The organism is Aquimarina acroporae (assembly GCF_023195925.1).
GTDB lineage: Bacteria > Bacteroidota > Bacteroidia > Flavobacteriales > Flavobacteriaceae > Aquimarina > Aquimarina acroporae.
In genome coordinates this window covers 592,694-607,821 of sequence record NZ_JALPRE010000003.1, presented here as the reverse complement: position 1 = coordinate 607,821, position 15,128 = coordinate 592,694, and the positions used below count along the sequence as shown (strand labels likewise).

General features: G+C 34.2%; 11 protein-coding genes. 5 read left to right on the top strand and 6 right to left on the bottom strand.

Translation table 11 applies throughout. From position 1 onward, the window contains the following. Positions 1-70 precede the first annotated feature (70 nt). From M0D21_RS07145 to M0D21_RS07135, 3 genes are all read left to right on the top strand, one after another. A complete protein-coding gene (locus tag M0D21_RS07145) occupies positions 71-367 on the top strand; it encodes an STAS domain-containing protein (protein WP_248327834.1) in 297 nt (98 codons plus the stop codon). Between the two features lie 23 nt (positions 368-390). Next, positions 391-690, top strand: coding sequence for an STAS domain-containing protein (locus M0D21_RS07140; RefSeq protein ID WP_248327832.1), 300 nt, complete (start codon positions 391-393; stop codon positions 688-690). Between the two features lie 199 nt (positions 691-889). Beyond that, complete coding sequence (locus M0D21_RS07135; protein WP_248327830.1) at positions 890-2,065, top strand: glycosyltransferase; 1,176 nt, start codon at positions 890-892, stop codon at positions 2,063-2,065. Between the two features lie 19 nt (positions 2,066-2,084). On the opposite strand, the gene M0D21_RS07130 is transcribed toward M0D21_RS07135, so the two are convergent. The 3 genes from M0D21_RS07130 to M0D21_RS07120 form a co-directional block, all read right to left on the bottom strand. Beyond that, entirely contained in the window at positions 2,085-3,623 is a 1,539-nt protein-coding gene (locus tag M0D21_RS07130) for a cellulase family glycosylhydrolase (protein ID WP_317249859.1), read from the bottom strand. Between the two features lie 5 nt (positions 3,624-3,628). Then, positions 3,629-4,750: an Ig-like domain-containing protein gene (locus M0D21_RS07125; RefSeq protein WP_248327826.1), complete on the bottom strand. Its 1,122-nt coding sequence runs from the start codon at positions 4,748-4,750 to the stop codon at positions 3,629-3,631. A 98-nt stretch (positions 4,751-4,848) separates the two neighbouring features. Then, positions 4,849-7,938: a hypothetical protein gene (locus tag M0D21_RS07120; protein ID WP_248327824.1), complete on the bottom strand. Its 3,090-nt coding sequence runs from the start codon at positions 7,936-7,938 to the stop codon at positions 4,849-4,851. Between the two features lie 171 nt (positions 7,939-8,109). Between M0D21_RS07120 and M0D21_RS07115 the strand changes: the two genes are divergently transcribed. Continuing rightward, entirely contained in the window at positions 8,110-8,931 is an 822-nt protein-coding gene (locus M0D21_RS07115) for a dolichyl-phosphate beta-glucosyltransferase (RefSeq protein WP_248327822.1), read from the top strand. Between the two features lie 81 nt (positions 8,932-9,012). Here M0D21_RS07115 and M0D21_RS07110 read toward each other — a convergent pair whose 3' ends face one another. From M0D21_RS07110 to M0D21_RS07100, 3 genes are all read right to left on the bottom strand, one after another. Continuing rightward, positions 9,013-10,179, bottom strand: a complete 1,167-nt coding sequence (locus M0D21_RS07110; protein WP_248327820.1) for a PepSY-associated TM helix domain-containing protein — start codon at positions 10,177-10,179, stop codon at positions 9,013-9,015. An 88-nt stretch (positions 10,180-10,267) separates the two neighbouring features. After that, positions 10,268-11,569: a DUF4374 domain-containing protein gene (locus M0D21_RS07105; protein ID WP_248327818.1), complete on the bottom strand. Its 1,302-nt coding sequence runs from the start codon at positions 11,567-11,569 to the stop codon at positions 10,268-10,270. Between the two features lie 31 nt (positions 11,570-11,600). Further along, entirely contained in the window at positions 11,601-13,997 is a 2,397-nt protein-coding gene (locus M0D21_RS07100; RefSeq protein WP_248327816.1) for a TonB-dependent receptor, read from the bottom strand. A 114-nt stretch (positions 13,998-14,111) separates the two neighbouring features. On the opposite strand from M0D21_RS07100, the gene M0D21_RS07095 reads away from it, so the two are divergent. Then, positions 14,112-15,122, top strand: coding sequence for a helix-turn-helix domain-containing protein (locus tag M0D21_RS07095; RefSeq protein WP_248327814.1), 1,011 nt, complete (start codon positions 14,112-14,114; stop codon positions 15,120-15,122). Positions 15,123-15,128: the final 6 nt, after the last annotated feature.

Genomic DNA, 15,128 nt, shown 5'->3' with positions numbered 1-15,128 from the left:
CGAAAGATCAACTGTACAATTAAATGAAAAAGAGAAATTAGAACTATAAGTAACCTTAAAATTCAACATTATGGCACTTAAAATTACCCAAAACCAAGGAATCTATGAGATCAAAGGCAGCATTGTTGCCGAAAATGTAAATTCATTAAGAAGACATTGTGAACAGCTCCTATTTAATAAGGAAAAAGTTGTTTTATGTTTAGATAAAGTCACTAAAATTGATAATTCTAGTGTCCATGCCTTGAACTCGATTTTTAAAAAAGCTGTGAAAAACAATAAGATATTCTATGTTATTGGCCAGCAAAATCAAAAAGTAAGAAATGCTTTCGGAAAAGTAAGTTATGTTTTAAGAAGCGATAATCTATAAACCCCAACCCCAAAATAAATATCATGAATTTACAAATAATACATACCGCAGGAAGGTTTGAGGTAATTGGTAACTTTACCTTAAACAACACAGAACTTGTAAAACGACAATTCAATTATCTTCTAGATAATTATGAAGAAGTTGTAATGTCTCTTAGAAAAGTTGAAAAAATTGATCAAAATGGCATCCAAGTACTCAAAGACATATATGCTAAAGCGAATAAGAGAAGTAAAATTTTGTTTGTCTTTGGTAAAGAGAATAATGTGATAAAAAAGGCTTTCAAAAAAAATAAAGTGAATTATATTTTTAGAGAAAACTATTAACTATCATATACGTCTTTTTTTTCGATCAAACAACTCGAAGAATCTGTTTTCATATGTTGTTTTTTTGATAAAGTTACTATAACTTGTAGATAAAATAAAGACGTACCCCCTTGCGTCCTAAAATCTTGAAATCAACTTACCCCTTAGTATTTCAGCTAGATTTTAATTCGTACTGGTCTATTCCATAAATTGATTTCTTATGAAACTAGCTATTGTAACTGCTTATCCTCCCAGCAAAGTAACTTTAAATGAGTATGCTTATCACCTAGTAAAACATTTTAGACAACATTCTGATGTATCGGAGCTCATTATTTTGACCGATATAAAACCAGAAGAAGCTGATATCAACTTTACAGAAAATGGGTGTAAAATTACTGTAAAACAATGCTGGCGTTTTAATAGTTATACCAATATTTCTTCGGTCATGAAGGCTGTAAAAGAAACTCGCCCAGATGCAATTCTATTTAATCTCCAGTTTATGAAATTTGGAGACAAAAAAATAGCTGCGGCATTAGGTCTTTTATTGCCCATGTTATGCAAGCGAAAGAAAATACCGACTATCGTATTATTACATAATATCATGGAGCAGGTAGATTTACAAAGTGCTGGTTTTACCAAAAACAAACTACTCCAGAAAATATATAATTTCATAGGCACCACCCTTACAAAGTTTATTTTAAAAGCAGATAGTATAGCGGTGACCATTAGTAAATATGTAGATATTCTTGAAGAAAAATACAAAGCCAAGAATGTAATTCTTATTCCTCACGGAACTTTTGAGCTACCAGAAGAGCCAACATATGACTTGCCAGAAGGCCCACAAAAAATAATGACATTTGGTAAATTTGGAACATATAAAAAAGTAGAAATACTGATAGATGCCGTTGAGAAAATAAGGGATAGAACTTCTGAAAACCTAGAGGTGGTTATTGCTGGCACCGATAACCCAAATGTACCAGGATACTTATCATCTGTGCAGGAAAAATACAAAGAAACCGACCAAATTACATTTACCGGATATGTTGCCGAAGAAGATGTTCCAAAGATTTTTGGAGAAAGTGCTATGGTTATTTTTCCGTACACTTCGACAACAGGTAGTTCTGGGGTGCTACATCAAGCAGGCAGTTATGGTAAAGCGGTAGTCATGCCTGACCTAGGTGATTTAGGTATTTTGGTTAAAGAAGAAGGGTATCGAGGTGAATTTTTTGATCCTACTAGTACCGACAGTCTAGCCGATGCTATTCAAAAAATTGTTACCAACCCAAATTATCGTAATGAACTGGGAAAAGCTAATTATGATGCAGCAACCGCATTTCCGATGAGTAGGATTACCAGAATGTATCTAGAGAAATTTGGGGAAATCAAAATGGCTTAGGTTTTTTAATGCAAATATATCAGTTGGAGATGTGCTTAAATGCTTTCTTTTTCTCTCCCGAAGCATTAATAAAACCAAAGTGTTTTTGTTTATGTTTTCGCCAAGGTAGTCGCCCAACTACGCTACTAGGTACATTTTCAAAATCGTAAAGCGTCCAGGATAGAAAATGAACATTATATTGTTTTATCAATGTTTGAAATTGCTCATGATATTCTGCCTGGGTAGTTTCTGAAGGGCCAAACGGACTCCAAAATCCTTTGTTCGATGACAGTCCAAACTCCTGCAATACCATAGGCTTATCGATTTGTTTTTGTAACTCTTCAAAAGAGTTCGAAAACATATCAATATCCAAATAATAATGAAAGGATACCAAATCTACTTCGTTTTGTAATATAGAAGCCGATTTCATATCGGACCATCCAATGGTAATTAAATGATTAGGATCATATTGCTTGATTTGAGCTATCATTTCCTTTAACCATCCTGTTACATTTTCTTTTCCTCTACTTTCAAAATCTAAATTTGGTTCATTCTTTACATCCCAAGCCAATATGGCCTTATGATCCTTAAAAACACTTATAATTTGCTCTGCATGGCGATGTGTTAGTGTCCAATCCAAAACTGAATAATCTCCATAGAAATCAAATAATGTTACCACAACCATAATCTCTTTTGATAAGGCTGTATCTAATAACAATTTTAACTTTTCAAGCTTTTCAGGATCTACTTTTGCTTTTCCAAAGGCTTCATACGGCACAAAAACACGAATAGTATTTAGTCCTGCATCATGAATGATGTCAAAATCCTGACCTATCACTTCGATATCAAAATTTTCGCCAAACATATCCCATGGAGTTTTTTGAGGGTAATAGTTAATGCCTTTAAGTTGATATTCTTTATCCTTAACATATATTTTATTATCCACAACTTTGGCAAAACCATTTGAGATTTGTGGTGTTATCATTTCATCATTCTCCTTTTTTACCAAATGTCGTATTCTCCAGTATCCATCTTCAAGCAATAACAAAACCTGATAGTTAGTAATATCTTCTGTTTGAAAAAGCAATTCATTTTGTTGATAAATATGCTGAAACGCTTTTACCCCAGAATCTGTAATTACTGCTAACTGCCCATCTGCACTATAAAAATCTAACGAAATATTATGAGCAACTGTGGTGCTATGTATAGAAAGGTTGTTAGATACATTTGCTGCAATAGTGCTTTCTATATTTTGCATGGCACTTGCTGTGTAATAATCATCGATGGCTTTTAACTCGTTGTTCTGATACGCCACATTACGTACATACCATGCATTTAAGTAGTCTTTCTCAATATCTAGAATAGTTTGCTCCTCTATGGGCCTACCAGGATTAATAGTATCTTTCCAGATAACCTTGGGTACATACACCTTTTCTTTATTCAAAGCTACATGCAACATCGAAGATCGATCTGCACCCGAACCCAAATAGGCAAGTACCTGACTAATACCAAAGAGTGCTATTATCACAACCCCAAGAAAAGAGAGTATAACCAGACTTCTATATATATTCCTATTCATTCTCATCATTGCAGTACTCTATTTTTAAACCATTTTGCAATACCCATCGATTTGATTCTAAAATCATACTCTCCATCGGGATAAAATCCTTCTTCCAAGACGAATTTGACCCTACCTTCAAATGATGTTTTTACTTTTGTTTCTATTAACTCGTTGTTCGTATAAATTTCAAGTTTTACTATGGCACCATCGGGTATAATCTGTCCCATAAAACTGGTGAGAGGTCCTACAACAATTTCTCTTTGATACATATCGAAACTGACTTCAAAATCATCTAATACCCCATCAAATGTAATTTCTAGTATTTCGCTCTCCGCAATACCATCTATAAAAGCACTTATTTCCCAGGAATCTGCATGATCTGGGTGCAATAGTTTTGCTGTTACTATACCATTTACGGTAGTACCTTGTGTTGTTAATAGTGAGCCTTCAGAGTTTTTAATCACAAAATTGACCATGGTACCATCACTTACAATATTGCCAAAACTGTCTTTTATTACATCTGAAGTGAAAGTTGTTACCTGGTTTCCATCTGCATATTCATGCTCACGAAAACTGTAAATTTTAAAGTTCTGAGCTAATGAAGGGTATATTTCTACTGTAAATTCTTTTGAGTGTATTTCTGCTATCTGAGAAGAGATTAATAGTTTCCCCTTTTTTGAATATGAAAAAATATTTTTCCAACTAATTAGATCTTTGGTAACCTCTTCATATTCTTTTTCTAATCCCAAAAACTGATGCTTAAGCCATATTTTTGTACTATCAGCAATGGGATTATCATATATATCTGAAGGCACTACTACATGCATGGTATAATCTTCACCCCCAGCAACAATGCTTGGCGGCCCCACATAGGTTTCTAATTGGATCTTCGTTTTCGATTTTGCCTCTATATCTATTACTCCTTGATAAAGACACTCTCCTTCCTGAACCAAATAATAATCTAATCTTCCTTTTTTTCGAGAAAAATAATCTGGAACAACAAATTCACCTGTAGAAGATGTAATCATAGTACTACCATAGGAACTTTTTAAGAAAAGTTGGGCCGCTAGAGTTGTATCTCTTTCAAAATCGATGATAATGTTATCTCCCGCCTCATACGTTTTCTGCGTAGTTTTTAGTCTCACTTTAGTCGGTGAATTGGGCATATTAAAAATCATAGTAAAACCTATACAGCAAAATATAGAGATACTAATTAAAATGATATGTATTTTGCCTATTCTCATTAATTTGATGCTCCTACATAATTATTAATCTCGATTTTGACATATTTAAATCCCTTACCATCAATTGGTATTAATTGGGATTGTTTTTGATCATGCCTTCTTTCGGGAACCATCTTCTTACTTATTTCCTCATTGGCTAATCCGTTTACAAAAATGTTCTCCATGCTTTCATCGATCATTATCGCACAAGAAAGGTCTTCAAAATCGTACTCAAAAAAGAGTTTCCTTTGAGGCCTAATACCTTCGGGTAAATATTTACTTGCAACCCATATTAATTTTCTTTCTGAATCATAATAAGAAATTATTAACTGAGGTATGGTCACTTCTCGAAGTCCTGAATTAAATAGTACTCCTTGAATGCCAGTGTTTTTTACTGTTAAATCATTAATCACAACCCTTTTATAGAGATCTACGGTTGCCACATTACCAGCACATTGTAAATTAAACTTAGCCGGTTGGCCGTCAAAATCAACTGCGGTAAACTGTTCTGGATCAAATGTGGTAGGTTTTTGATCATCAATATTTTTCCATGCGATACCTTCGAAGTTCATCCTAAAACTCGTAGTTTCTTTTGGCATTAGTTTATGCTTAATCTGATGTTTTACATTATAACTAGCCAATTCTATATTATCATCGTTATACAAAGTTCCAGATACGACAACATCAGAAGGAACATTATCTACATTTTGTAACTCTCCTACGATGTAGTATTGATCTTCATTATTTATAATTCTAGCAGACAGCACCTCCAGAACAGGTTGTTTTAAAACATCTTCATGATGTGTCTGCTCAGATGTAATTCTTCGACGCCCATGATTGTAATAGGTTGGGATATTTTCTGAAAATAATTGATCGGGTGGAATGTCTAAATCGTAATCTAAAGGCAATACATACCATTTCCCTTTTTCTTTTTTTAACTCATGATAAAATGCTTTGTCAATTTTTTCCAGAGGTGTAATCCAGTTCCCAGATACTTTTGTTTTGGCCGAGGTATCGGTCTGCTTTAGAACCTCGATAGTCAACTTATCTAACTTCGCATATGAACTTAACAGCCCATCTGTAACAGAAACTTCGAGCATAAATTGATCTAATGACTTATTACTACCAGGATGCAAATAAGAATATGCCCTTTGAAATTCTTTAAAATCCAGAGCATCATAATAAGCAGTTATTACATTTTCGGGTCTAATTTGAGTTACATTTTTCACATAAAGAAGATAAATTCCAAACGCAAATATCCCACACATTGCTATAGCCCAGAGAAAAGATGCGCGAATAACCGATTTCTTAAAGCCGACATACTCTATACCATATTTGAAATAAACAGGAAATGCTTTGAATTTGGATTTTAGCGCGTGAATCCAAATAAGCTGTATATTGATTATAAATGCAATAAGAACTGTAAGTACAGGTATTAACCCCCACATCAACTTTTGAAACAAAGGAACATTATCCTTTGGTAAAATATTGGATAATGGTGGAACATTTAGCTTTTCCCATACCATAATACCATTTTCTAGTTGCCGTAAACGCTGCCAACCACAGAAATACAAAATAGGGTCGTAGAATTTATCATTAGAGAACACATATTTCAGGTTGTATTTTTCGGGAACCGTTAAGAATTGCTGTAAAGATCCTATTCCTTCTACTCCTCTAAATTTAGAATTTTCGAGTCGCTCCACTGCTCTTGTAGTTAATTCAGGTAATCTTCTTGCCGAATGATAATTACCATCTACCGTCATTGCATCGGTTTGCGCAGAAAGCCACGCCATTTGATCTCCAAACCCCAATGGTAAATATCTCCAATGATCGTGCTGATCTTGTTTTAAAAAATTGAGAATAGGTAACATTTTTATTTGTGCAGGTTGTAAAGGTCTGAAATAACCTAAACACATGGTAAAAAAGGTCATCAATACGATTGCACTGCCTAGCAATCCTCCCAATATTCGATGTAACAAATTCCCATATCTTCTCTTTATTTTATCTCTGAGATCTCCTTCTACAAATCGATAAGCAAATTCTCCAAATATTGGAAGCGCCATCAATGAGGCCCACAGTGTAAAGCGATCTAGCGTTAAAATATTAAAGGCGTTATCTCCTAATATTGCTCTGGGAATAGGTGTTGTTCCTCCAGTTCCCAAAATAGTAAGTAATGTAAACGACAACCCGAAAAAGAGATATCGTTTGCTAAAAAATCGATACCATATATACGGTAGCAAAAACAATAATACTCCCCAGGGAATTAAGAAAAAAACCAAACCAGAAGAGGTTACTTCCAGAAAATTGTCTCTTGAACCATGAGGTATAGGCACCTGGGTAATAGGGTTATTTTTGGTATTGATCCAATATGGAAGAATACAGAAAATAATAAGAATTAATGACCCAAAACCAAAAGTTATAATTCGTCGTAGTAACCCAAAAAATGTCTTAATAAAATGTAGTAATCTAATTTCCTTATAACTACCTGCTTTGTCTCTTGCGGCATCCATAATTATCATTCCGATTAATGGAAAAATAAAAAACACCATCCCAAATATAGGAGTTACATGATGCGAAGTCACAGTTACCGAAATTAAGCTTAAGGCATTTATTAAATACTTCAGTTTTCCAACCTTGATCCATAAATAAATTTCGGGAAGTGAGTGCATCAGCACAGAAATACCAACAATACTAGGTAACTGGCCAAAAATATGTAATGTCTCTATAAAAGTTGACGAAAAAACCGCTAAGATCGCTGTATAACCAGCCACGGTTCTATTAGAAGTGAGCACCAAAGCATAACGATATACCCCGGTAATAAATAATATGATAGCAATTATAGCGACTGAAAACAGTCCAAATTTTAATCCTCCGATATAAGATAGCAACCCTATACTTTGGTGAACTAATGGAGGATACCCCATGACCGTAAATCCTGTATACCAGCTATAACTCCAGGGTTCGAACCAACTGTTGGCATAGTGGTTTCCAAAAAACAAGTGAATTAATGCATCATAGGTGTATTCTATAGTGAAGAAAATAGAAGTACCATGAAATATAACTCCAATCAATAAAGCAGTGATTAAATACTTATTCGTAGTTGAATTCATAGACTCGCCGTAGTTTCTGATTTAAATATACAACAAAGGTTTGGGATTCGACGAATGGTATGTCTTTCGATAAAAACCATTCATCGAAACCAATTTTCCAGTGAACGAAATACCATCATACCCCCTACTTGTTTCAGGTACTTTCGAAATGTAATCCCAAAATAACAGACTATGAAAACCGGAATTATTGTCCCTTGCTATAATGAAGAAAAAAGATTAAATGCAGATGCATTTATTAACTTTATAAATAAGAAAAACAACTATCATTTATGCTTTGTAAACGATGGCAGCAAAGACAACACCATTTCTGTTCTAAGGCAAATTCAAAACACAAACCCAGAAAAAGTAAGTGTTATCGATATTAAGAAAAATGTAGGAAAAGCAGCAGCAGTCAGAGCAGGTGCAAGATATTTACATAGTAGAGGAGATATTAAATTTGTAGGCTTTATAGACGCTGATTTATCGACAGACTTTGATGATTTTGATGGATTACTAAAAACCTTAAAAACAAATCGGAAACTAAGCATGGTATTTGGATCAAGAGCTAAAAATGCGTCGACGGGAATTCAAAAAGATGGGATGAGAGCTTTTTTTTCTAAAATTATCAAAATGCTCGTTTTCTTCATTTTAAGGTTACCTATAGAAGATACTCAGTGTGGAGCAAAAGTGTTTAGAGCTGAATTGGTTCCGGTATTGTTCAAAAGAAACTTCTTTAGCAGATGGTTATTTGATATTGAGATGTTTTTAAGAATGAAAAAACACTTTGGTAAGGTTAGAATACTTAATAAAATACATGAACAGCCTTTAAAAAGATGGATACATATGGATGATTCTAAACTAGGACTAAAAGATTCTTTAGAAATCCCTTATCGATTATTGTCCATATGGTTTAACTATAATGTAATGCAAAATTTAAAATACACTCCCAAGGAAAAAATTATTGAGCCTAATGTTGAGATCTATGGTATGCCCTTTGCCCCCATAGCCCCATAACAAATAACCCAGACACAAAAATGTCTGGGTTATTTTATTGGGGAGGAGCGAACATCGAAGTTATAACTTCGATGTTTACTTTTAACTTACCAGTCTAAGTTTCTTATCGCTTACACGCTTATATTTTCTTCCGTACCAAAGTAAAATTCCACTTACCGGTAGAGACGCACATACTAAACTCACCAAAAAAGCGATAATCTTTCCCGCAATACCGCCAATGGCTCCAATATGAATATCATAATTCATACGAATTACTTTATCTGCAAACGCTGCATTTTTGTATTTCCCATAAATACTTGGAGTCTCCATTTCTTTTAGCGTATACTGATCAAAAAATAGATAATCCATATTATAATACAATCCCTCAGAATTACTCACTTCTACTAAAATCGATGTGGTATCATTTTCTGGATAGTGTAACTCAAAACTATGTGCTTCTTTATATCTATTCTTTAAAATAGGAATTAACTTATCATACTCATACTTTGGAGTAGATGTAGTCACTACTACTTTTTCACTTTCTGGAATAACGAATCTTGGGTCTTTATTACCTCCTGTGGCTACATATGCTATAAAATAAAACCAGTTAAACGCCATAACACAACCGGTAAAGGCTAGAATTAAACCAAAAGAAGAGATATAAAATCCTACCACGGTATGTAAATCAAAATTCTTACGTTTCCATCTTGTATTTGCTTTCCAATCAAACTTTAAGCGTTGTTTCCAATTTTTATTATTTCTGGGCCACCATAAAATTAAACCACTAATTAAAATGAATAGAAATAGTAATACCGAATACGAAACAATTCTGGATCCTATAGCCTCTGGTAACCACAACTGCAAGTGGCCTTTTAATACAAAACCAAAAAATCCTGCCGTATTATCAACTCGTTTTATAAATTCACCTGTATAAGGATTTAAATAGACACTTTGATAAAAAACCTCTGGTTCTGCTTCATAAAAGACCACCTCAATGGCTTCATTTGGTTTTCCATAGATTACTCCATGAATTGTTTTATCAGGTATAATTATTTCTGCCAAATCCTTGACCTCAGATGCTTTTATAAAATGTTCTTGTTGAACAGTTACATATTTGTAATCGTCATAAAACCCTTCTATTTCTTCTTTAAACACCCATAAACATCCTGTTACAGAAACTACAAACACAACCAAGCCCGTCATTAACCCAAGGATTCTATGAATTTTCAAGATGGTTTTACGAGTATTTTTTTTCTTAGGTTTTGTCATTGTTCGTTTATTTATGTTTAAATGAGAAACACCCCCAGAGTTCAAGAGACCTCTTGGGAGTGTCTTTTCAAAGTGTAAGTAAGTGAGGTTAGTTAGTTACTTTGAAAATTCCTTTAAGCCCTAGCCCTAGTACTTTGGCTCCTTTAGTAGCAGTTGCAGTTTCAGGATCTACAACATAAATATGTGTTTCGGTTGCGGTAGAACAGCTAATATATACTTTACCATCTTCGACAAACATTGGTGATGTATAACGATGCCCATGAACTGGGGCTCCACTAACATCAGTGACTGTTTGGTTTTCTAGATCGATCACCACTAGTTTAAATACATCTTTTTTAAAGAATGCTCCCCATTCTCCTGCACCATTGGTATCATCCACAATTATTCTTCCTATAGCTTTTCCGTTTCCAACATAATCCATCAGGAACAATTTCCCTCCGTTTGTTGCTTCTTCTATATTAAAGAAATAATCTGGGTCGAATTCTGTAGCACCATTTTTAATTCTTAAAATCCCAGAAGGTTTAACAGCTGATGTGAATCCAGCACTTAATGCTGAAGGAGAGAATGAATAAATATCTCCGTTTTCTGTTTGTTCTATACCTGTACTATGCCCATTAACTCCTATTGGACTACTACGGTCATCTTCTATAATCTTTTCTAATTCGAACTCTGGATACGTTAAAATTGCAACATTAGATTTATCTGCTCCAATATTGGTAAACGTTCCATCTGGAAGTAATTTGTGATATGATATAAAAAGTTTTCCGTCTCTTAGTACCATTCCTGTTACCCAAGGGATATAAGGAGGGTTTGCTGGGGTTCCATCTCCCACGCTACTATCTACTGCGTGTGTTTCTATTTTCTCTACCAAACCAGTTTCTGCACTCACAATATAGAAGCTTCTATCTGGTATTGCTGTAGCACTTGCATCTGTTACTGCACCACTTAACTCAACCGCGATAAGTGTATTATCATCTAGCGCTGCATAATTATCTAAAGTAGATTGAAATTCGAAATTCGCTTTTTCTTCTAGCTCACCTTCTTCATTAAGCTGATATGCAATACACTTATCATCATCTGCATACCCTGCAGTAAACACAGTATTTCCAGCACTGTGAAAGAATCTCCATCCTTTTAGGGGGGTTCCTTGTCCTTCAACCGAAATCTCACCAGAGGTTAATGCATCTAATGAAGGTAACTCCAGAATATAGTCTACCGGACTTGCATCTCCTACTGGAAATGCCTCGAAACCTACTACATATTTTGAAACCGAGGAAGTATCTCCTCCTGAGTTCGGTTCGCCATTATCATCATCACTACTACAAGAAATAGCGACTAGCGCCATCGCTAAAAGTAGGATTGTACCTTTAATACTTTGTATTGTTTTCATTTTTGATTTAGTTTAAAAATTAGCAATTGTTTTAATTTGATAAATAGTATCTAAACTTTATATAAAAAGCTCGTCCTGGCTGCTGTATCAGGAAATTGTCAAATATTCTTGCATCAGTAATATTTCTGGCTAATACAGATACATTATATTTTCCTTTGTCAAAAGAATAACCCAATTGAACATTATGAGATATTTGTTCAGGAATGATATCTCTTTCTTCTGGGCTTCCTTCTACAAATGATGTTAGGGGATAATCGTGCACGTAATAAGTGTTCCAGGAAAAGTTTAGTTGATCATCTGAAGCTAGAATATCATCAAACTTTCCTCCGATTCTTGCATTTCCGAACAAATAAGGAATATTAGCGATGCGTTGGTTTTTAAGAAAATCGACGCCAGTATTTTCACCTGCATTACGATCAATTATATTTTGATAAGTAGCATTAACATCCAAAAAGAACCTATCCTTATACAACGTTCTTATTTCTCCTTCTACTCCAGTACTTCTAGCATCTGCCGTATTATAATATCTCGAGAAAATCCCTTCTGACCTTATAGCGATAAAGTTTTTTGACTCTCGTAGAAATACATTGGTATCGGCCTGTATTTGAAGATTGTTAAATGATGTACTATACAACGCTCCAAGATTCACATTATAGCTTTCTTCTGGAAGTAGTTCGGGATTCGATTTCAATAAAAAGCCATCTCCAAAAAGCTCGAACCCTTCAGGTATTCTATAAGTTCTCTCAAACGATCCCTTAATTTGTAATCGATCTATTATCTTATAAGTTGATGCCAAACCATATCCTAACTCTTCTAATTTGTTTTCAAAACGAGTGAATCGATCTTCTTCTACACTAGCAAAAACATCTTCAATAATCCCTTCAGAATTCAATAGGTATCCTTTGGTAAAAAGTGAAGTATTTAATTTGGCGTCGAATAATTTGAGGTCGTAAGAAACTCCCAATATATTTTTACTAATGATATGTGGATCCTGAAATGCTATTCTACCAGATCTCGCAGGATCTTCACCTTTTCTTTTTATGTAATTTTTGGAATAATTAACGAGTACACTGTGCTGCTCATTAAATGTATAGGTAAACAGCGCATTGACTAGATGCAGATGGTCTTTAAAGGTAAATAAGGTTTTATTGGCTTCAAATTCTCCTAAAGTTTGATCTGTTCTTTCGGTAAAGTTTCCGAACCAATCGTATCTACGAGCAGAGGTGTCTACAACTTTTTCTTGATTTTGAGTTACTGAGGCATAGATATTTATCTTCAGTTTATCTCGTAATAAATTTTTCTTTTCAAAATTGATACTTCCTGAAATAACATCGTTTTCGGTAAATACCTCTCCAAAAGGGTTTGAAGGGTCTATAGGGTGTTGAATTTCATTTTTGTTGGCAGATGCCAAAAACCCAAATAGCAATCGATCTGCAAATGGTTGATCAACCCATCCTGTTTTAAGATTTATCATCTGGGAATCATAGGCATCATGAAACCTCCTCACCTCATCGACAATCTCTCCTGTTGGGTTCCCTAAATCATCTCTAATTACAAAACCATCTACATTTGGATCTACTTTATTAATCGTATAATCGTTATCTGAATAATTATAGTATGACGCTAGCTGAAAAGTAAATCCTTTTTTACTGAAATATTGCCCATTAAGTGTGGCTCTATGTGTATTAAACGAACCAATATCGTATGATACGTCCAGAAAATCTTTCTTTTTACGATTTGTAACAATATTTACGGCACCTCCTAAAGCGTCGGCCCCAAGATATATAGGTACAACACCTTTATACACTTCGGCTCTTTCGATAAGTGTAGCGGGAAAATTGTTCAGCGACAGAGAGCTCCCAAAGTTTTCAAGAGGAATACCATCTATAAAAAACTTTATCTGTTTTCCAGACAATCCGTTGAGTGAAAAATCGAATGCAGATCCTAGTCCTCCCTGTTGTCGAACATTTACTCCTGGTATTGTAGTAAGTACAGCATTAATATCTACACTCATATTTTTGAGTTCTTTGGCTTGAATAACCTCTACTTCAAAAGCTTTTTCCCGGGCTTTTTGGGCTTCGGTTTTTCCTTTTACCACTACATCAGTTAATTCTTCTATGTTTTCTTCGAGAACAATGGTGATACTTTGAGATGCATTCGTATTAACCACTATTGAGGTAAACTGCGTTTTAAAACCAATAAAACTGGTTTGTAGGGTATAAGAGCCCTTGCTAAGTCGAATACTAAACTTACCATCAAAATCGGTACTTGTTCCAACATTTTTAAGGCCAACTATTTGTATAGAAGCCTCTGGTATCGGGTTCGATTTTTGATCCAATACTACGCCTCTTATCACCCCTTGCCCACTACAAAAAAGTACAGCAAAAAGTAAAAAAAAGACACAACTTTTTCTTTTTGAAATAACCACTGACTATAATTATTTTTTGTTTACTTTAGCGACCGGAAAAACAATTATTTATAATTGGTCTAAATAAATTTAATTGCAAAATTAGTGTCTAGGGAAGGAGAAAAATGACGCATTATGGATAAAAAAAGACGTGAAAAAACGTCACTTAAAACCAAAATACATAGCAAACATAAAATTGAGAGTTTGTATGCTATTTTAGAACCAATTAGTACTCAAAAACAATGTGGTATAACATCAAAAAAATTTAGATTTCTCGAAGAATTCGGTGTTGGATCTCTTCAGGTTTACAAATTCGATGGTTTGCACATTGCCATATCTGATGTAATTCTAAAGGAAAATCTTTTTATTGAAGGATCTCTGCCCAACAACTTCCTTGAACTCTCCTTTCTCATAGAGGGTGAGCAAATTATTAAGATCGAAGGCATTCATTATGATTTAATTTATGAAAGTCAGGAATGTTATCTTTTATATCTTTCAAAACTGCGCGGCTCTATATCGTATCACAAACGCAAACGTCTGAAAGAAGTAAAAATAAGAATGAGTTTAGATTTTATAAAGAGACATCGTCTAGATGCCGAATATAATATCTTGGAAAAATATGCCTTGGCAAAATCAAAAAAGAACTTTCTAAAGCCTTTGTGCCCCAAAACTCAGGAAATTCTTTCCGAAATTCTTTCAGACAAAAGAAAGGGCTTGTTAAAACGTTTGTTTTTAGAATCAAAAACACTTGAACTCATTGCTTTAAAACTAGAAGATACTTCGAAATCACAACCTGCTGTAACCGCTCCTGTTGATCATTTGGTAAAAAAATTATATCAAACGCAGCATCTTATTGCTTCCGACCTCTCTATTCAACACTCCATTCAACAGTTATCACGAGAAATTGGTTTAAACGATTTTGTATTAAAAAAGGAATTTAAAAGCCTATTTGGTAAAACTATATTTGAATATTCTACGCAACTACGTATGGAAAAAGCAAAGCAGTTATTGAATCATAGTAAAAAACCCATCTATGAAATTTCAGAGCTGGTGGGTTATAAAAACTCAACGCATTTTACAGCAGCATTTAAAAAAATAGAAGGTACAACTCCAAAAAAGTATAGAAATGCTAAAAATCTAAAATAAAAACTT

Excerpts from the sequence above, each read along its gene's own strand:
- M0D21_RS07110 (WP_248327820.1), bottom strand. The coding sequence starts at position 10,179 with ATGACAAAACCTAAGAAAAAAAATACTCGTAAAACCATCTTGAAAATT.
- M0D21_RS07115 (WP_248327822.1), top strand. The coding sequence starts at position 8,110 with ATGAAAACCGGAATTATTGTCCCTTGCTATAATGAAGAAAAAAGATTA.
- M0D21_RS07105 (WP_248327818.1), bottom strand. The coding sequence starts at position 11,569 with ATGAAAACAATACAAAGTATTAAAGGTACAATCCTACTTTTAGCGATG.
- M0D21_RS07140 (WP_248327832.1), top strand. The coding sequence starts at position 391 with ATGAATTTACAAATAATACATACCGCAGGAAGGTTTGAGGTAATTGGT.
- M0D21_RS07095 (WP_248327814.1), top strand. The coding sequence starts at position 14,112 with ATGGATAAAAAAAGACGTGAAAAAACGTCACTTAAAACCAAAATACAT.
- M0D21_RS07120 (WP_248327824.1), bottom strand. The coding sequence starts at position 7,938 with ATGAATTCAACTACGAATAAGTATTTAATCACTGCTTTATTGATTGGA.
- M0D21_RS07145 (WP_248327834.1), top strand. The coding sequence starts at position 71 with ATGGCACTTAAAATTACCCAAAACCAAGGAATCTATGAGATCAAAGGC.
- M0D21_RS07130 (WP_317249859.1), bottom strand. The coding sequence starts at position 3,623 with ATGAATAGGAATATATATAGAAGTCTGGTTATACTCTCTTTTCTTGGG.
- M0D21_RS07135 (WP_248327830.1), top strand. The coding sequence starts at position 890 with ATGAAACTAGCTATTGTAACTGCTTATCCTCCCAGCAAAGTAACTTTA.